This is a genomic window from Kamptonema formosum PCC 6407 (assembly GCF_000332155.1).
GTDB lineage: Bacteria > Cyanobacteriota > Cyanobacteriia > Cyanobacteriales > Microcoleaceae > Kamptonema > Kamptonema formosum.
Window position 1 is genome coordinate 1954526 of record NZ_KB235903.1, and the last position, 16630, is coordinate 1971155.

At 42.8% G+C, this 16630-nt stretch carries 20 protein-coding genes and 2 tRNA genes; 9 read left to right on the forward strand and 13 right to left on the reverse strand.

Annotated elements, in window-relative coordinates:
• Window positions 1–215: 215 nt before the first annotated feature.
• The 3 genes from OSCIL6407_RS0113515 to OSCIL6407_RS0113525 form a co-directional block, all read right to left on the reverse strand.
• Window positions 216–1418, reverse strand: coding sequence for a Coenzyme F420 hydrogenase/dehydrogenase, beta subunit C-terminal domain (locus OSCIL6407_RS0113515; protein ID WP_007358223.1), 1203 nt, complete (start codon window positions 1416–1418; stop codon window positions 216–218).
• A gap of 357 nt (window positions 1419–1775) precedes the next feature.
• Window positions 1776–1847 (reverse strand) — tRNA-Thr (locus OSCIL6407_RS0113520).
• A 65-nt stretch (window positions 1848–1912) separates the two neighbouring features.
• Window positions 1913–1997, reverse strand: a tRNA-Tyr gene (locus tag OSCIL6407_RS0113525).
• A gap of 195 nt (window positions 1998–2192) precedes the next feature.
• Between OSCIL6407_RS0113525 and OSCIL6407_RS35370 the strand changes: the two genes are divergently transcribed.
• Complete coding sequence (locus OSCIL6407_RS35370) at window positions 2193–2342, forward strand: hypothetical protein (RefSeq protein ID WP_019487332.1); 150 nt, start codon at window positions 2193–2195, stop codon at window positions 2340–2342.
• A 120-nt stretch (window positions 2343–2462) separates the two neighbouring features.
• Here OSCIL6407_RS35370 and OSCIL6407_RS0113535 read toward each other — a convergent pair whose 3' ends face one another.
• From OSCIL6407_RS0113535 to OSCIL6407_RS0113550, 4 genes are all read right to left on the reverse strand, one after another.
• Window positions 2463–4289 (reverse strand): ABC transporter ATP-binding protein, encoded by a 1827-nt coding sequence (locus OSCIL6407_RS0113535; RefSeq protein ID WP_007356562.1) that lies wholly within the window; start codon window positions 4287–4289, stop codon window positions 2463–2465.
• A 138-nt stretch (window positions 4290–4427) separates the two neighbouring features.
• The gene (locus tag OSCIL6407_RS36240) at window positions 4428–4568 is read right to left on the reverse strand and encodes a hypothetical protein (protein ID WP_007356563.1); all 141 of its coding nucleotides are present in this window, start codon (window positions 4566–4568) and stop codon (window positions 4428–4430) included.
• A gap of 193 nt (window positions 4569–4761) precedes the next feature.
• A complete protein-coding gene (locus OSCIL6407_RS0113545) occupies window positions 4762–5028 on the reverse strand; it encodes a DUF4351 domain-containing protein (RefSeq protein ID WP_007356564.1) in 267 nt (88 codons plus the stop codon).
• A gap of 47 nt (window positions 5029–5075) precedes the next feature.
• On the reverse strand, window positions 5076–5978 hold the full coding sequence (locus OSCIL6407_RS0113550; protein ID WP_007356565.1) for a DUF4351 domain-containing protein: 903 nt from the start codon (window positions 5976–5978) through the stop codon (window positions 5076–5078).
• A 128-nt stretch (window positions 5979–6106) separates the two neighbouring features.
• On the opposite strand from OSCIL6407_RS0113550, the gene rimO reads away from it, so the two are divergent.
• The gene (gene rimO, locus OSCIL6407_RS0113555) at window positions 6107–7426 is read left to right on the forward strand and encodes a 30S ribosomal protein S12 methylthiotransferase RimO (protein WP_007356566.1); all 1320 of its coding nucleotides are present in this window, start codon (window positions 6107–6109) and stop codon (window positions 7424–7426) included.
• A gap of 60 nt (window positions 7427–7486) precedes the next feature.
• Here rimO and OSCIL6407_RS0113560 read toward each other — a convergent pair whose 3' ends face one another.
• Entirely contained in the window at window positions 7487–9136 is a 1650-nt protein-coding gene (locus tag OSCIL6407_RS0113560) for an ATP-binding protein (RefSeq protein ID WP_007356567.1), read from the reverse strand.
• Between the two features lie 163 nt (window positions 9137–9299).
• On the opposite strand from OSCIL6407_RS0113560, the gene OSCIL6407_RS0113565 reads away from it, so the two are divergent.
• The 6 genes from OSCIL6407_RS0113565 to OSCIL6407_RS0113590 all read left to right on the forward strand — a co-directional run bounded on the left by OSCIL6407_RS0113565 (window position 9300) and on the right by OSCIL6407_RS0113590 (window position 12469).
• Window positions 9300–10886 (forward strand): choice-of-anchor K domain-containing protein, encoded by a 1587-nt coding sequence (locus tag OSCIL6407_RS0113565; protein ID WP_007356568.1) that lies wholly within the window; start codon window positions 9300–9302, stop codon window positions 10884–10886.
• Between the two features lie 73 nt (window positions 10887–10959).
• Window positions 10960–11145: a hypothetical protein gene (locus tag OSCIL6407_RS34250; protein WP_148288863.1), complete on the forward strand. Its 186-nt coding sequence runs from the start codon at window positions 10960–10962 to the stop codon at window positions 11143–11145.
• Window positions 11142–11615: a type II toxin-antitoxin system VapC family toxin gene (locus OSCIL6407_RS0113575; RefSeq protein ID WP_007356569.1), complete on the forward strand. Its 474-nt coding sequence runs from the start codon at window positions 11142–11144 to the stop codon at window positions 11613–11615. Before OSCIL6407_RS34250 ends, OSCIL6407_RS0113575 begins: the two co-directional genes overlap by 4 nt.
• Window positions 11616–11618: 3 nt before the next feature.
• On the forward strand, window positions 11619–11798 hold the full coding sequence (locus tag OSCIL6407_RS0113580; protein ID WP_007356570.1) for a hypothetical protein: 180 nt from the start codon (window positions 11619–11621) through the stop codon (window positions 11796–11798).
• A gap of 118 nt (window positions 11799–11916) precedes the next feature.
• Entirely contained in the window at window positions 11917–12144 is a 228-nt protein-coding gene (locus OSCIL6407_RS0113585; RefSeq protein WP_007356571.1) for a ribbon-helix-helix domain-containing protein, read from the forward strand.
• Window positions 12131–12469, forward strand: a complete 339-nt coding sequence (locus OSCIL6407_RS0113590) for a type II toxin-antitoxin system PemK/MazF family toxin (protein ID WP_007356572.1) — start codon at window positions 12131–12133, stop codon at window positions 12467–12469. Before OSCIL6407_RS0113585 ends, OSCIL6407_RS0113590 begins: the two co-directional genes overlap by 14 nt.
• Window positions 12470–12577: 108 nt before the next feature.
• Here OSCIL6407_RS0113590 and OSCIL6407_RS30685 read toward each other — a convergent pair whose 3' ends face one another.
• From OSCIL6407_RS30685 to OSCIL6407_RS35375, 4 genes are all read right to left on the reverse strand, one after another.
• Window positions 12578–12823 (reverse strand): helix-turn-helix domain-containing protein, encoded by a 246-nt coding sequence (locus OSCIL6407_RS30685; RefSeq protein ID WP_019487334.1) that lies wholly within the window; start codon window positions 12821–12823, stop codon window positions 12578–12580.
• A 13-nt stretch (window positions 12824–12836) separates the two neighbouring features.
• Window positions 12837–13028 carry a type II toxin-antitoxin system HigB family toxin gene (locus OSCIL6407_RS30690; RefSeq protein WP_007356574.1) on the reverse strand — a complete coding sequence of 64 codons (192 nt, stop codon included), beginning with the start codon at window positions 13026–13028 and terminating at the stop codon, window positions 12837–12839.
• A gap of 164 nt (window positions 13029–13192) precedes the next feature.
• The gene (locus tag OSCIL6407_RS0113605) at window positions 13193–13480 is read right to left on the reverse strand and encodes a DUF433 domain-containing protein (RefSeq protein WP_007356575.1); all 288 of its coding nucleotides are present in this window, start codon (window positions 13478–13480) and stop codon (window positions 13193–13195) included.
• 253 nt (window positions 13481–13733) lie between these two features.
• Window positions 13734–13877, reverse strand: coding sequence for a hypothetical protein (locus OSCIL6407_RS35375; RefSeq protein WP_168371097.1), 144 nt, complete (start codon window positions 13875–13877; stop codon window positions 13734–13736).
• 135 nt (window positions 13878–14012) lie between these two features.
• Here OSCIL6407_RS35375 and rodA point away from each other — a divergent pair, with 135 nt between their 5' ends.
• Complete coding sequence (rodA, locus tag OSCIL6407_RS0113610; protein ID WP_007356576.1) at window positions 14013–15266, forward strand: rod shape-determining protein RodA; 1254 nt, start codon at window positions 14013–14015, stop codon at window positions 15264–15266.
• A gap of 234 nt (window positions 15267–15500) precedes the next feature.
• On the opposite strand, the gene OSCIL6407_RS0113615 is transcribed toward rodA, so the two are convergent.
• Complete coding sequence (locus tag OSCIL6407_RS0113615; protein WP_007356577.1) at window positions 15501–16541, reverse strand: glycoside hydrolase family 24 protein; 1041 nt, start codon at window positions 16539–16541, stop codon at window positions 15501–15503.
• Between the last annotated feature and the right edge of the window lie 89 nt (window positions 16542–16630).

Consider the following 16630-nt stretch of genomic DNA (forward strand, 5'->3'; position numbering starts at 1 on the left):
AAATATAGCCCACAAATTATAATGATTACTACAATACTCAAGATAGCAAGTCTAATTAATGCAGTACGATCCCATAATTTAATTTTTCTTGTCGATCCCATTCTTTTTAAATAATCGCTTTACTCTTTAGTCCGCGTAGGCGGACTTTGTTTGTGTAGTAGCGGTTTCAACCGCCAAGTATTATCAAGGATTTTTTCACCCAGATTTAGTATTACCTAAGATTCTGGCAACTTATATTGTCCGACAATTCGCTTAGCATATTCTGGCACATGAGCCTCTAATTTCTCTGGGTGATTCCGCTTCACATAGAGATAATTCCGAGTGAAATGAGAATCAATCGAAAACCGCGCATATTCTAAACCTTTAGGCCCAATTTTCTCAATAAATACTCCCATTAATTTTGCCGCCCACATTGGCAAAGTTACTCCTTTTTCATAGGCAGGAATACTTTGCTGAACAGCGGGCATCCTATTACCTTGAGACATCACAGGCTGAGTATTTAACTGCTCCATTACTAAGTCTAACATCTCTTGTCCCGTATCATTTCTTACCACAATCCATTGCCAGCCAAAAGGTGCGCCCATATAGCCTACAACTAAGTCTGCTAAACTATTAACATAATCAAAACAGCTCAGACAAGATGGGGCAAAAACGTCTTTAAGTTCCTTAGTATTTAGCCCAAAAAATGGCACTTTTTCAGTAGTTCCATCTTCATGCTTAAAATGAACGTTAAAATCCTGCATAAACTCATAAGACACCACTGTTTCATGAGAACGGCTAGTAGTTTCTAGGAATTTCTGCAAACCATCACGACTGACATTATCAACACAGGGAGTACCCAAAACATAGAGCTTTTCTAAACCTAGTTTTTTCTCCACAGTTCGCAAAGCTTGAATTTGACAGCCAACGCCAATCACTAACAGCCGTTTCATCCCCGATTTTTCGATTTGTTCCAATACTGAAAGGTTGGGAGAAAGCGTTGGTTTATTGACTTTAGCGGCTAATATCTCCTCTGGGGTTGTAGCAATAATTGGCATCGGTTGAAAGCGGTCTTCTTTGGTATTTTGGACGCAAACTACGCCTTCAACTATGCCGCGATTCAGCATTTCTATGGCAATTGTACTAACAATTCCCGTCCATTGTGCGCCCTCAATTGGCTCTTTTTTGCGGGCAGCCATCATGGTTTGATTAACGCCGAAATACCAGTCATCGGGGTTGTCGAGATTCCGCGATCGCCCGTGTATTTCTGCTTCCAGTTCTGCGATATGCTGAGTTAGGAAGGCACAAGCTTCCTTGACATAATGGATATAATATGTATCGCACAACCCGCATTCGCTACACAGTTCTTTAGCGGGACGGCGGCTGTTTGGTTTGAGGGCCTTGGCTTTTTTGTGTTGGGTAGATTCGATTGCGGTCATCTAAATTGCTGATTTTATGGAGAGGTGGCTTTTATTAAGGTATCAGGTAGGAGGTATAATTTGACTGGCGAGGTGATAACCCCGCCGGAAACCCAGACAGAGCTGATATTTGACCAACTTGTGTTAAAAAAAGATAGGAGTGATAAGTTAGCAATTACACCCGGAATATCTATTCGTGACAAACAATTCGTTAGTTTGACGGTAAAGCAGAGGTCTGCCAAAATAGATATTTCACACTTTTGTAAGCGTATCTGCTTTTAAGGACTGTAATTTCGTAAAGTAAGACAATAATCTGTTAACGCGGACAAATAATTTAACCCTCGACCACAGCAAGCCGTAACTCATTCATCTAACCAAAGCCCTTGATGAGGATTGAACTCATGACCTCACCCTTACCAAGGGTGTGCTCTACCACTGAGCTACAAGGGCAGATAAAATTAAAAGTTAAAAAGTTTAAATCTTTAATTTTTAATTTTTAATTTTTAATTTATTTGTGGTGGGCCGGGCTAGATTTGAACTAGCGTAGGCGTAGCCAGCGGATTTACAGTCCGCCCCCATTAACCGCTCGGGCACCGACCCATTTGCACCCACAATCATTAATAGTAGCAGTACTCCCTCTACTTGTGCAAGGGGGTAAATGAGATTTTTGGGAAAATTAATAAAACTTCATATATAGCAACCGCTTTCAGCGGTTAGGGGCTAGGGGTTAGGGGCTAGGGGCTAGGGGCTAGGGGGAAAGATGGGGGAGATAGGGGAGATGGGGGAGAGGAGGAGATGGGGAAGAAGGGGGAGATGGGAGAGATGGGGGGAGAGGGGGAAGATGGGGGAGAGGGGGGAGATGGGGGAGATGGGGAAGTGGGAAAGAAGGGAATAGAATCAGCGAGTTTCAGTAACTCAGAACGTCCTAACTACCAAGAAGGTTGATATAACGAGATTTTCCCCAGACTCAACAGGCAGAAGTGCTATCCTTACTGAATAGCACTCTAGCTCAACTGCATCCTATACTCCTGTAGACACATAACCTGCAAACCCAGGGAGAAAAACCTAAGCAATTAGTTCGCCTGTTTCTTGTAGCGAGTGTAATCGCCGATAAATCCCTCCTTGGCTTAACAACTCCTCATGAGTACCAACTTCCACAATCTGACCTTGGTCAAGAACCACAATCCGATCCGCCTCGCGAATCGTACTCAGCCGATGGGCAATAATAATCGTCGTCCGCGTCCCCAAGATATTTTTCATTGCTAGCTGAATCGATCGCTCTGATTCATAATCCAGACTAGAAGTAGCTTCGTCAAAGATTAGCACATCTGGATCGACTAATAGCGCCCTCGCAATTCCCAACCGCTGTCGCTGACCACCTGACAACCGCACACCGCGTTCGCCGACAACCGTATGATAACCTTGGGGCAATTGATGGATAAACTCATCTACTTTCGCAATCCGACAAGCATCCTCAACTTGTTCAAAAGTAGCTTTCCGATTGCCATAAATCAAGTTATCCAACAAAGTACCATTGAAAACATCAACTTCTTGATGAACGATCGCCAAACGCTGGCGGTAAGCAGTCACATCTAATGTGCGAATGTCGTCACCATCAATGAGAATGCGACCTGCTTTCGGTTCAAAATACCGAAATAATAGCTTCACCAAAGTAGACTTACCGGAGCCCGATTTACCTACTAAAGCTACAGTTTGACAGGGATGAATTAACAAATCAATATCCTGTAACACCGGTTTTTCGAGGTCATACCCAAAAGTAAGATGAGAAAACTCAACCTTGCCAGTAAATTTGTATGATGGACGTATTAACTCGGCTGTAAATTCCTGTTCCAAATTTACCCCATCAGCACCATCTGGCAACTGTATAAACTCGTGAAACCGCATCATTGAAGAATAGCGGCGAGCAAATACTTCCGCAAGATTACTGATCGGAGTTATTTGTGAATAAGCCATGCTTGCTAATGTATAAGTCGTAACGAAGTATCCCAGAGAAATCTGACCGTCAGCCGTTGCTGCTAGGCTAAAACCTAGAACTGAGAACAGGCAAAACTGAGTAATTGTTCTCTGATATACTCCCAAGTTCACATATCCTCGATGGATGCGGTCAATGACAACTTTTAACTCGCGGTTAAGCCGTGTTGTTTGTCGTTGTAGTTCGACTGTTTCGGTGGCAAAAGCTTTGACGGTTTTGATATTAGTGATAATTTCTGAATTGCGACTTTCGGTATCTTCGCTATATTTATCGAGTATTTCTTCTCTATCAGTCAGGGTTTTAAGACTTTTGAGGGTGATACTCAGGATAAATAGGAAAGAAACCAAAATTAATAAGCCAATCCGCCATTCTATTAGCCAAATTATGGCAAAGATGCCTATTAATCGCACAACTTCGGGTATTAGTTCACCGGCAATTTCTGGGTATGTCCAGGTATGGTTTGCTAGTCCTTTGGCAATGCGGCTGGCAATGCGTCCAGGGTTGTTTTCGTCGTAAAATTCTAGGGGTACAGTGAGGATTTTGGCGATCGCGCCTTGCGTGCGATCCCGACGCGCTTTTAAGGCAATTACCCAGTGAAACCAGGGGCCAAGCCAAGTCTGTACAGGGGCTTTACAGACGGTGACTAGGAAAATTAAGCCCAGCAATACTGATAGGGATAATGTCTGATTGACGGGTTGTTGAGTGGCGGAGGCGATCGCATTTATTAAATTTTGCGCGATCGCATCTGGCGGTTTACCCGACAAAACGTTTAAAGTTTGACCAATTGCGTAGGGAACAATCAGATCGATTAGTTCAAAGGCGCTGGATGCTCCTATACTGAGGACAGAAGTTTTCCAATAGCCCTCGTAATATTTGAGGATGTCCCGAAAGCTTGCCATAGGTTTTACTTGTAATACGGCCCATCGGGCCATCAAAAGTAAAGACGCACCATTGCGCGTCTTTACTACAACTATATTACAAGAGTATTACCGCTGGGAGCGTCCAACTTCATCCAGATGACTCACCCGACTGGGTGATTAGCTTAAAGCGTAGGCTGATTGTAGTGCCCACCAGATCAGGAAACTGATACCACCCAGAATCGCGATCGCTGAGACTGCGATCGCCGTTGGGCTATCGGCTCCCTTAAATTTCATGATGCCGCGATTTAAGTCAGACATAGTACAGTAGTCCTAATTCTTACGCTGATTGTAGCAAACACTCTATTTTCTAACATCTAACTTGGAGTATATTTGTAAAATAATAATTAAGATTTTGTTAAATATAGGGTAGACAAAGCTACAACAAGCTGAGATTGAATAGTTATAAATGATTGTCGGCTTTGCCTACCCTACAATATATTCAAAAAATTAGTTATGTTTGCTGATGAGCATCCAACCAAGCCACTAAATCACTAACATCAGAAAAATCTAATAACGCCTCACCCAGATTTTCCAATTGCACAACAGATAACAGACGAATTCTTGCTTGTAGCTGAGCATTAATCTCCCCAACACGACGATTTAGCAGACGCATAGTATATGCTAACGCTTCCTGTCCTAGTCCTTGTTGTAGTCCTTGTTGGAGACCTTGTTGCTCTCCTCGCTGGATGATTTCTTGATAAATTACAGACTCACGCATAATGTCCTCTCTGAATCATTGGTGAACAACTGAAAAACTGGTTATTCTTAATGATTAGTATCTAGCCAAGCAACTAAATCACTAACATCAGAAAAATCCAATAACGCCTCACCCAAATTTTCTAATTGCACAACAGATAACAGACGAATTTTTGCTTGTAGCTGAGTATTAATCTCACCAATACGACGATTTAGCAAGCGCATAGTATATGCTAACGCTTCCTCTCCTAATCCTTGTTGCAATCCTTGTTGCAATCCTTGTTGCAATCCTTGTTGCAATCCTTGTTGTAGTCCTTGTTGTAGTCCTTGTTGCTCTCCTCGCTGGATGATTTCTTGATAAATTACAGATTCACGCATAATCTCCTCTCTGAATAGTTGGCGAATCAATGTTGTATTAAACCGCAGACCTGCTAAAATCTCTATACAAGCTGAAAGATTCTGCCGCTCATCCGGTGCTTCAATGCTAGCAACTTGTTCTGCTACTTGTTGTAGCAAAGTATTGGGATTATCCGATCGCGCTAACACAGCTAAGGGTAAAAGTTCAGGATTTGCCAGTAAAGGTGCGGGGTTTTGTTCCCACATTCGGATTACTCGGTAGCGGTGCTGAGTATTACGAGCAGTAAACTGATTAGTAAAGGCAGTTTGGGAACTCGTGCGCGTTAAAAAAATCACGACTTGTTCGATGTCGCACCGATATTGACGATGCAGCCTCACCCAATAGTCTAACATTCTGAGCGGCATTGGTGGCTCGGAAGCAGGCTCAGTTTGAAATTCTAGGTGTAGAATTTGGTTTGCTACTTGCAAGAATGTCACCGAGTCTGCTCTAATAGGTTCGAGGCTGAGTTCAGTTTTGAGTACCTGAATTTCCTCGGTGTTAGTTGGGAGTAGCCAGCGGACAAATGAAACAGGATACTCTTCTGCTAGATATTTACAAATGTTATCGTATGTCACAGGCGATCGCTTAAAAAGTTTTGCACTTAATATAGATTTTTCAGGTAATCTTCCCTCATTTATTGTCAATTGTCAACTTGTGTGCTATACTAAAACGTTTGTAGAAATCTCCTAAAGATAAATCCTATATGGCAACTAAGCCAACGATCGCATTTACTCACCTCGGTTGTGAAAAAAATCGCATAGACACCGAGCACATGATTGGCTTATTGGCACAAGCAGGCTATCAAGTTGATGCCAATGAAGAGTTAGCCGATTACGTTATTGTTAATACTTGCAGTTTTATCCAAGCAGCGCGGGAAGAATCCGTCCGCACTTTGGTAGAATTAGCTCAAGCTAATAAAAAAATTGTGATTGCTGGCTGTATGGCACAGCATTTTCAACAAGATTTACTCAATGAATTGCCAGAAGCAGTGGCATTGGTTGGCACTGGGGATTATCATCAAATTGTTGGTGTAATTGAACAAGTGGAAAAAGGCGATCGCGTTACCTTAGTTTCCGCTGAACCTACCTACATCGCCGATGAAAACACCCCTCGCTACCGCACTACACCGGAAGCTGTCGCCTACTTGCGAATTGCCGAAGGATGCGACTATCGCTGTGCATTTTGCATTATCCCTCATTTGCGCGGAAATCAGCGATCGCGCACCATCGAATCTATTGTCGCCGAAGCCGAACAATTAGCTGCCGAAGGCGTAAAAGAAATTATCTTAATTTCCCAAATTACTACCAATTATGGCAAAGACATCTACGGCGAACCCAAATTAGCCGAACTGTTACACGCATTAGGTAAAGTTGATATACCTTGGATTCGGATGCACTACGCCTATCCTACCGGTTTAACCCCGAAAGTAATGGCAGCAATTCAGGAAACACCCAATATTTTGCCTTACTTGGATCTACCCTTGCAACACTCCCACCCGGAAATTTTGCGGGCCATGAATCGGCCATTTCAAGCAGGAGTAAATGATAGCATCATTGAGCGGATTAAAGCCTCTATGCCTGATGCTATCTTGCGGACAACTTTTATCGTCGGCTTCCCTGGGGAAACAGAGGAACACGCAGCACATTTATTAGAATTTGTCAAGCGTCACGAATTCGATCACGTTGGAGTATTCACATTTTCTCCAGAAGAGGGAACACCCGCCCACGATTTACCCAATCAATTGCCGCAAGAGGTAATGGAAGCGCGACGGGAAGCAGTGATGGCGGCGCAGCAACCGATTTCGCTGAAGAATAATCAAAAGTCTGTAGGTAAAGTGGTGGATGTGTTGCTGGAACAGGAAAATCCAGAGACAGGAGAATTAATCGGGCGATCGGCTCGTTTTTCCCCTGATGTGGACGGCTTGGTTTATGTTGAGGGGGAGGCCTCTTTAGGGGCTATGGTGCGCGTAAACATTACTAATGCTGATATTTACGATCTTTATGGTAGCGTAGCTACTGTTTGAGAGGGCGGAAACTACCCCTAGCAATGGCTTAAGCCGCCAGGGGTTTTAACCCCTGTCGGACTAAGAGTTTGACGTGAAGTGGTCGCTATATTCATCTACACTAGCTTTAAGTTTATGGGTTTCAGTCAATAATGGTGACAGTAGATTTACCCCTAAATTCTCTGTGCAATTCCATTGTTGCATATACTTGTAAACTTCAGCAATTATCGCCTTTGCAGCATCTAAATCTTCTGCCTGAGACGCATGATAGTGCGCTCTGATTAGTGGTTTAATATCCTCAATATCTTGCCATTCAGATTCAGGTTTGAGGGGAATGCTGATAAAATAATCGTAAGCTTGACAATTTGCAGTGCGAACATTTTCATAGTTTTGATTTAATAAGCGATCGCCTTTTTCTTTGACTAGCGGATGCAATTGATAAGATTCGCATTGGTAATCATAATATAACAGTTGCCTGCGCTTGAGGGCAAGGATAATATTTTCTTTAAGTTCATATTTACTTACTTCTGGCATTTGAGTAGCAATTGCAGCAAAAGATAGGGGATATTCTGAAGTTTGGTACACTGAAATTCGGCTGAGGCAAGTTTGTTCTAATTCGCTGAGGCGGAGGATCATTTCATCAATTAAGTTTTCAATGTCTCGAATGAGTAGCCAATCTCTATCCTGCAAGAATTTTCCGACATTTCCCTGAAATTCGTCATCATCGCGAATTAATGCAGCGACCAGTTGTAAAGCTTTAGGATGTCCTTGATAGCGATGGGAAAGTTCGGCTAATTCTTCCTGGTTTGCAGTCAGATTTAAAGATTGCAATAGGGTAATTGCGGCATCTTGGTTTGGTCCGTTTAACTGGATTTCACGGGTGACAGTTGGCGGCAATTCGGCTAAGCTTTCGCGACTGGTGAATAGGATTTTACTTTGATGTTCTGTTTCTAATAGTTGTTGGAATAACCAAGGGTATTCGGCACTGTCGTCTGCGAAGTAGCCTGCGGTTTGTGCTTGTTTAGTTTTGAGGAGTGTTTCGGTGCGATCGAAGACAATTAAGCAAGGTTTAGTCTTGATAATTTTTATCAGTTTTTCTATCTTTTTTAAAGAGTCATCTTGAGTAGTGACGGCTGTTGTGATGTCGCCGTTGGATAGGGTGAATAGTAGGGAGTCTATCGTCCAATCAAAAGGAAGTGCTTTGCCTGTTGCAGATTGTAATGATTGCCAAGCAACGGCGGTGAAGGGGGTATTTTCTGTGTGGATTTGACGAATTAGTTGGCTAATGAGGGCAGTTTTTCCGATTCCTGGTAAGCCGACAATTGAGATGGCGGCGATATCTGAGTTAATCAGTGTAGCTTTTAAGATGTCAATTTCTTTTGTTCGATTTACCCAATTTCTCACGGGGGGTAAATTTTCAGGGAGGGGGAAGTTTTTATCGTTTTGAGAGTCTAGGGGGATATCTGCGATCGCGGCGGCTAAAAGTGGTTCTGTTTGCTTAATTTTGTAGCCTTCAGCAATGTATTCCCAGTTTTCTATTTCTACTGCTTTGCAAATATTGATAAAGTTCTCTCGTCTAATTCCTATTCTCGCCCAAAACCGCTTTAAGGTAGCTGTTGAAACTAAGGCTGCGAGACACCAAGTATCCTCAGTTTTATTCCATCCGAGATTGCGTCTTACCATATCAATGATTTTTAGCCCTTCTTCGGATGCCCTGAGTAAGCCGGCCATTGTTAGTCCTTTAGCACAATTGCGATCGAGTTTAAGTATAGCTTAGGTTGGAGAGCCGAAAGATGAGACAAATGAGCTAAATGAGACAAATGAGCCTTTTTTGTTGAGCCAAATGCTGAGCCGTTGAGCCAATATAGAGCTAAGGATTCAGGAGTATTCTGAAATGATGAGTCAGGCTTTCACCTACAGAAATGTATTTCCTCAGTCAGATGGATCAAACTTCAACTATTCAAGGTTAAACTCTTCAGAAACTGGGAGAATTGATGTAGACACCACTAAAGTTTTCTTTGAAGGATCTACTTCCGGCACTTTTGACAACGGCGAAAATGAGAAAACTTTAGGAACTCCTACTGCTGGAGACAGTGAAAGCTATGTGCGGTTTGACGGCAGGAGAAGTGACAGCAACGAATTTAGTGACGAACAGGAATTTAGTCAAGCCAAGGGAATTAGTACAGCCAGTGACATTCCTTTCAGCCTTGGCAATTTGAATTATCGCAATGGACTTACTGTTTTCGGTTCGGAACCTGAAGGTGATTTTCCTCTCAATGTCAGGCTATCTCTCACTAATCCTGTGCCTAGCGATCAGACATTCAATTTTTCATTTAACTTGACGGCTACAAAAAATACAACTGGCGATCCTGTTGAAGATGGAGATATTCTTCGCTTTTCTGGTTCTGGCATTTCTCAAGAGATAATTAAGTTCCCAGGTTCAACCGGAATTTCAGGATATAGACTTGAGTTAGTAGGATTTTCGGCGGATGGTGGCAAAACAACACTAGGGCTTTTTAACACCCCAGAACAACGTTTATCTGATGCTCTATTGATTGGTAAAATTAAACCCGTATCTATTCTCGAAGAAGCAGCGGAAGGAACGATTGAGGCAATAAAAGAGCTACCGGACAATATAAAAAATAAGATAGGAGAGACGGTTGATGATTTTAATACCAGACTTTCAAATTATAGTAAAGGCTTTTTAGATGGTCTGTACATTAAATTTACGGGTCTACCTAGCGGTCTTTCTCAGCAACGAGTTGCACAAAACTTAAAAGCGTCAGCCGAGCAAAATTCAACTTTTCAGATTACTGAAGCAGTAATGGATCAATATCCCGGAGGAATACTGGGAACTGAAAGTAACGATAACATAATCGGTTCACCTGCGACAGATGTAGTATTAGCTGCGGAGGGTGCTGACACTCTTGAAGGTGCTGGTGATGGCGATTATTTGCTGGGAGGAAAAGGTGACGATCGCATTTTAGGAGAAGATAGTAATGACATTCTCTCAGGCAATCAAGGTAATGATTTCGTCTCAGGTGGTGTTGCTGATGATTTAGTGAGGGGAGGAAAAGGCAACGATCAAATCTTTGGTGATGATGGAGAGGATATCTTAATCGGTGAAAGAGGAACTGATCGCCTTACTGGTGGAGGTGGAAGCGATATCTTTATCCTTAGAACAGATACAGGTATAGAAGAAACCAATCCTGCTAATGCTGATTGGTTACTTGACTTCAATGCAAGTGAAGGCGATCTAATTGGCATCAATGGAGGCGTACCAATTGACATTCTTACCTTCAGCCCTACTGATGTCAATCAAGATGGTATTGCTGACACCATTATTCAGTACACAGAAACCAACGAAATTATAGGTGTTTATACAAACATTTTTGGTGTCGTCATCAACACGCAGCCAGATGTTGTGAAAAATGCCTTATTTACTATTCCTCTAAACGATCCAATCACTCAGATAGGATGACGCTGTAGGAAAGTTACCCCATAGTTCGTCACATCAATATTAGCGATCGCCTTTTCCCCATCCACCTCTATTTGTGGTTAAAAAAGAGCGATCGCTCTTTCCCCAAAAAGCGCGATCGCCCTTCATCCCTCCGCTTCTATATGCAGTTGCTAAAAAGTGCGATCGCCCTTACGAAATAAGTGCGATCGCGCTTAAAATTAGAATAGAAAAACAACATGGTATGATTAATATAGAATTTGTCACAATCCATTATGTATGAGTGAAACTGTCTACATCGAAACCAGTATCTTAGGCTACCTCACCGCCAGAAACACCAAAAACTTGATTCTAGCTGCAAACATGGAGGTAACACGAGATTGGTGGGAATTTCGGCGAAGCAATTTCAATCTCTACATCTCACAAGTTGTTTTGGATGAAATAGCACAAGGGGATTCAGAGATTGCGGCTCAACGTTTGGAGATAGTTCGCGACTTTCCATTGCTTGAACTCAATCAAGCTGTACGAGACTTAGCAGGACAATTTCTCACACGCAGCAATCTTCCTCCCAAAGCTGCTGATGATGCAGTTCATATTGCAACAGCTACCGTTCACGATTTAGATTACCTGCTAACATGGAACTGTAAGCATATCGCTAACGCTCAAATTCAGAGAAAACTTGCAGAAATTAGTCTTGATTTCGGATACCAATTACCGCTAATTTGTACGCCTTACGAACTACTAGGAGGTTAATTCATGTGGCAAGATGAGATCGTGGAAGAAATCCACCGAATTCGTGAAGAACACGCCAAGTCGTTCAACTACGACTTGGATGCCATGTTTGCAGATTGGCAGAAGAAGCAGGCTGAAAGTGGAAGGGAAATAATCTCAAAATCACTCAAGCCACGCACTCAAACCACGTCGATCTGTGGTTAAAAAAGTGCGATCGCTCTTTCCCCAAAAAGTGCGATCGCCCTCTGAATAGTAGCATTGACCCTTGTTTCACCCTCGTGCTATAATCAACCAATAATCTTCGTAATTATCAATTGCTAAGATGACGCAAGCTGAAAAAATCTCTATTTCCTTACCAACATCGCTAGTAAAATTTATTGAAACCTACAAAATTACTAAAGGATGCCAATCACCCTCCCAAGTAATTGAAGTAGCTTTGGAGTTATTGCAGAATCAGGAACTAGAATCCGCTTATCGACAAGCATCTAGTGAAATTGACTCCGCTTGGGATATAACAATTGCCGATGGATTAACAGATGAAACGTGGTGAAATTTACTACGCAAATCTCAGCCCTGCGATTGGATCTGAGATGGATAAACGCCGTCCTGTGCTATTGGTAAGCAACGATGCAAATAACCGCGCCGCCGATACAGTTACAATTCTGCCAATCACCTCTAATGTGACTCGCGTTTACCCTTTTGAGGTTTTAATCAATCCAGAGGATAGCGGTTTACCCAAACCTTCCAAAGTACAAGCGCAGCAGGTGCGGACAATTTCTAAACAACGGATTGATGCGGATGTACTAGGAAACTTGAGTCAGGAAGTCATGCAATTGGTAGATGCGGCTCTCAAACTCCACTTAAAGTTAGATTAAATTCCCTCGCGATCGCTCTTTCCCCAAAAGCGCGTAGGCGTAGCCAGCCGCAGGCATCGCACCTCCTCCATCCGTGTCAATCAGCGTTTATCTGCCGTTAAAAAGCTATTAATTAGTAAACAAACTCGGCTCCACATAAAAAAAACTACCCAGAATCAAGGCCTGCTCTTTGCTGATATCTCGCTGGCCATTAACCAATTCATAAACTCCTGCTTCATCGCCAATAATTCCCACCAAATCCGCAGGTTTTAGCGCTCGCTGTTCCATCAAAAATAGTAACAATGAATGAGGTGTAACTGTAACTATAGGTGCATAGTATTCTTTCTCAAATCTTTCAATTAATACAATCAACAATTCATATAACTCATCAATTATTACCTTTGATGTTAAAAACTGTAAAATTTCCTACCGCTTCAGCTTTAGGAAAAACAGATTGCACCTCAACTAAATTTGACCATTTGGCTTTGGTAGCAATTTTAAACCAGTTATCTAAGACTTCCCGACAATCAGCATGACTTTCGCTATATTCACGCATCCGCCGATAGCTGATTATGTGCATCTGCTATATTTGGCAATTTTAACCAAATTTTATCTTAGCTAAACCAATTTATTTTGTCAAGCGCAAATAGCGATCGCCCTTTCCCTTTCTCATAAAAACTCAACACACCCAACCATTTCTTCAGGCCTATACACTTCATAAATCAAAACCAAAGCTTCAATGATTTAAGGAGATGGTGGACTTTTACGTTTTAACTCTTCGATCAAAGCATCTGCTTCAGAAGTGCGGCGGTCAATTTCTTCTCGATGATCGTAATAGTAAGTCATCGCCGCATGAACCGAGGCTGGTGATAAATTATAGTCCCTCGCAATTTCTTCTATAGACTCTCCCATCTTCAGATACATCTCAGCAATTTGTGCTACAGAAATTCGATGACCAGCGATGCGTGGCTTACCACCAAGTACCCCAGGTGTAATTTCAATATGTTCTGTGATGACTGATTGTTGAGACATAAAAGGTGAAATGCTTTTAATTGGTAATGTTTATAGTTCTTTAACTTTAGCACAAACAGATCGAGGGCGATCGCTTTAAACAAATTTCGAGCATGAACAAAAGCCTCCGACTAGCTTTATAAGCGGAGAAAACGTTCTAGCTCGCCCAAATCTTTTCTCCGATCGCATTTTCCTCCTACATAAGAGCCTCCTGTCTCCTGCTATATCTCACAGGGGCAAGGTATCCGTTTTACCATCCCACGTTGGTAGCAAATTATACAGCCGCCGATCGCGAGCGCCTGCATTTTATGGCGATCGTAGTTTGAAAACACGCCCTAGCCCCTAGCGATAAGTTACGATCGCAAAGTAGAAACTCCCGCCAACCAAAAATCCGATCGCACAGGTAAGCCGGAAGCAACACGCCCAAGTCTGAATAATTTAAACTAAAATCTACAATCGTCTAGATTGAGGATAGTTGGTGGTCATCAAAAACTTTCAACTTAAGCAAAGCGCCCCATAATCTAAAATCTAAAATCTAAAATCTAAAATTTTCATGTTGAACAAACTACTGGTCAGAAATCGCTGGAAATCCATAGTGCAGCCTTGGCAGGAAGTAGACCTATCACTATTCGCTGCCTGTATCGGTCTCACCGTGTTTGGGGGGATAATGATTCACAGCGTCGAATTAAACCAAGGGCGCATTGACTGGTGGCGGCACTGGGCCACTGGCGGCGTAGGTTTGGTACTGGCAATTTTAATCGCCCGCTGCCGTTATGAGATGCTGATTCAGTGGAAATGGATTATCTATGCCTTCATTAATTTTTCACTAATCGCAGTGCGCGCGATCGGTATTACAGCTTTGGGGGCGCAGAGGTGGATTAACATTGGTGGCTTTCACGTTCAACCCTCAGAATTTGCCAAAGTAGGGGTGATTATCACCTTAGCAGCCCTTCTGCAAGCGCGACCTTCCCCATCCCTTGGGGATATGTTAAAGATGCTAGCAGTAGTTTCTGTACCTTGGGCGTTGGTGTTGTCGGAACCTAATTTAGGAACTTCGCTGGTATTCGGTGCGATCGCAATGGGAATGCTTTATTGGGGTAATGTTAATCCCGGCTGGCTAATCTTGCTAATATCTCCAATTATCTCCGCCCTCCTCAACAACGTATTTTTACCCACTTGGTTATTCTGGGTAGTAGGCATGGGTTTGATCGCTTGGCGGACATTACCCTGGTCTTGGTTGACAGCCCCTACTGCTGTAGCGATCAATGTGATTTCTGGTCAGGTCGGACACTTCTATTGGAATCTCTTAAAAGACTATCAAAAAACTAGGCTGACGGGATTTTTAGACCCAGAGAAAGATCCTTTGGGTAGCGGATATCACCTCATCCAATCTCGTATTGCTATTGGTTCCGGGGGAGTTCACGGGCGGGGATTATTTCAGGGAACTCAAACTCAACTTAACTTTATCCCTGAACAACATACAGACTTCATTTTCTCAGCGATTGGTGAAGAACTCGGCTTTATTGGCTGTATTTTGGTCTTAGGACTTTTTTGGTTTATTTGCTTGCGTTTGGTGATTATCGCTCAAACTGCTAAAGATAACTTCGGTTCTTTGTTGGCGATTGGAATGCTAGCAATGTTGGTTTTTCAGGTGTTCGTAAATATTGGTATGAACATCGGTTTAGCTCCTGTTACCGGGATTCCGCTGCCTTTCCTCAGTTATGGAAATGCGGCATTACTGAGCAATTTTATTGCTCTGGGACTGGTGGAGTCTGTGGCTAATCATCGACAGAGGTTGAAGTTTTAATTGCTAATTGTTAACTGTTAACTGTTAATTGTTAACTGGTAATACCAAATCCGAGTTAAATATCCCCGTTATTTCTTAGTCCGCGCAGGCGGACTTCGTTTTTGTAGTAGCGATTTCAATCGCCGAAGCATAAAGAAATATCAAAATCAGATTTGGTATAATTGGGTAAAAATCTCCCCATCTTCCATCTTCCATCTTCCATCTTCCATCTTCCTTCTTCCTTCTTCCTTCTACTTACCTGGTTGTCCAGTTATGCCCCGTGTTTAGTTGAGAGTTCTCTAACCTTTCTTGATAAACTTGTTTGAGTTTAGGCATCGACTTTTCTAGAGAGCCGTTACCGAAACGCCGCAAAGACGGCCACACAGGAGCAACTTTGCTCGCGGCTATCTCAAATCTCCCCGCTTTGACATCCTGTAAAGCGCCTTTTTCGCGAATTAATTCTAAAGCCACGCGGTTTTGATTAGCGGGAGTGAAATCCCTGATACCAAGTTTTTTGGCAAAGCGATCCCATGTTGGGCTGAGAAATTGATATCGGCCCGCAGCGTCTGAACACAGCTTTTTTCCGTACCTACGGCTGCATTTGACTTGTCTGGGATGGTCGCGAAAACTAGAAAATTGAGCACCTGTATACTGAGTTCGGTAGCCATTGGGACTGTCTGTGCCTTCAGCTACAGCTATCGTGTGGAGAAAAGCTTTAGTGCGGGCTAGATAAAGGGGAGATACTGTTTTTCCTGATGAATTGACGCTCAAAACCTCTTCTTTGCGATCGGAGGGATGAACTGAGCTTAGCTGTTCTCCCTCTTTTTTGGTAAGAGGACTTGCTGTAAGAGCAACTTCACCGAAGAGTCGCACCGTCATCAAACCCAAGGTGAAAAATAAGCCAACGCACAAACTCCACGAACATCCGAAGCCAACAGGTGAGTCTAGAAATTTTACCAAATGCGATCGCATCTTCTGGCTATGAGTTGAACTCGCTTGCCAGGGAAATGTGGGCAACATCCCCATTTTTCTGCCGTAAGTGAGGAGGGACTTCACTGCTGATAGCTTCTGCTTGCAGCTTTGGGATGCAAGTTTCTGGTGTTTGAGGCAAATCGCGAAGGCTCTAATATCCCCCGGAGTGACTTGTGCCAAAGGTTTTCCTGCAAACAGTCGAAATTCGTTAGCCGCCAGCCAGCAAGAGCGCTGAAGAGCGGGAGCTTTTCGTTGCACCCACAGGTGAATTAATTCTATGTCAGAAACCTGATACCGTTGGCTTTTTAGATGTTGTGCGTACATCACAGCTCTCCTCACAAGCAATTAAAAATTAAACAATGGATGAACCCCTAAACGATGCAAGCATTTTACTGACTTGAGTCTGACTTGGA

Excerpts from the sequence above, each read along its gene's own strand:
- OSCIL6407_RS0113545 (WP_007356564.1), bottom strand. The coding sequence starts at position 5,028 with ATGCGTGAGTCTGTAATTTATCAAGAAATCATCCAGCGAGGAGAGCAA.
- OSCIL6407_RS0113605 (WP_007356575.1), bottom strand. The coding sequence starts at position 13,480 with ATGTCTCAACAATCAGTCATCACAGAACATATTGAAATTACACCTGGG.
- OSCIL6407_RS35370 (WP_019487332.1), top strand. The coding sequence starts at position 2,193 with ATGGGGAAGAAGGGGGAGATGGGAGAGATGGGGGGAGAGGGGGAAGAT.
- OSCIL6407_RS0113615 (WP_007356577.1), bottom strand. The coding sequence starts at position 16,541 with ATGTACGCACAACATCTAAAAAGCCAACGGTATCAGGTTTCTGACATA.
- OSCIL6407_RS30690 (WP_007356574.1), bottom strand. The coding sequence starts at position 13,028 with ATGCACATAATCAGCTATCGGCGGATGCGTGAATATAGCGAAAGTCAT.
- OSCIL6407_RS36240 (WP_007356563.1), bottom strand. The coding sequence starts at position 4,568 with ATGTCTGACTTAAATCGCGGCATCATGAAATTTAAGGGAGCCGATAGC.
- OSCIL6407_RS0113590 (WP_007356572.1), top strand. The coding sequence starts at position 12,131 with ATGAAACGTGGTGAAATTTACTACGCAAATCTCAGCCCTGCGATTGGA.
- OSCIL6407_RS0113585 (WP_007356571.1), top strand. The coding sequence starts at position 11,917 with ATGACGCAAGCTGAAAAAATCTCTATTTCCTTACCAACATCGCTAGTA.
- OSCIL6407_RS0113515 (WP_007358223.1), bottom strand. The coding sequence starts at position 1,418 with ATGACCGCAATCGAATCTACCCAACACAAAAAAGCCAAGGCCCTCAAA.
- OSCIL6407_RS0113575 (WP_007356569.1), top strand. The coding sequence starts at position 11,142 with ATGAGTGAAACTGTCTACATCGAAACCAGTATCTTAGGCTACCTCACC.
- OSCIL6407_RS0113560 (WP_007356567.1), bottom strand. The coding sequence starts at position 9,136 with ATGGCCGGCTTACTCAGGGCATCCGAAGAAGGGCTAAAAATCATTGAT.
- OSCIL6407_RS0113565 (WP_007356568.1), top strand. The coding sequence starts at position 9,300 with ATGATGAGTCAGGCTTTCACCTACAGAAATGTATTTCCTCAGTCAGAT.
- OSCIL6407_RS0113580 (WP_007356570.1), top strand. The coding sequence starts at position 11,619 with ATGTGGCAAGATGAGATCGTGGAAGAAATCCACCGAATTCGTGAAGAA.
- rimO (WP_007356566.1), top strand. The coding sequence starts at position 6,107 with ATGGCAACTAAGCCAACGATCGCATTTACTCACCTCGGTTGTGAAAAA.
- OSCIL6407_RS0113535 (WP_007356562.1), bottom strand. The coding sequence starts at position 4,289 with ATGGCAAGCTTTCGGGACATCCTCAAATATTACGAGGGCTATTGGAAA.
- rodA (WP_007356576.1), top strand. The coding sequence starts at position 14,013 with ATGTTGAACAAACTACTGGTCAGAAATCGCTGGAAATCCATAGTGCAG.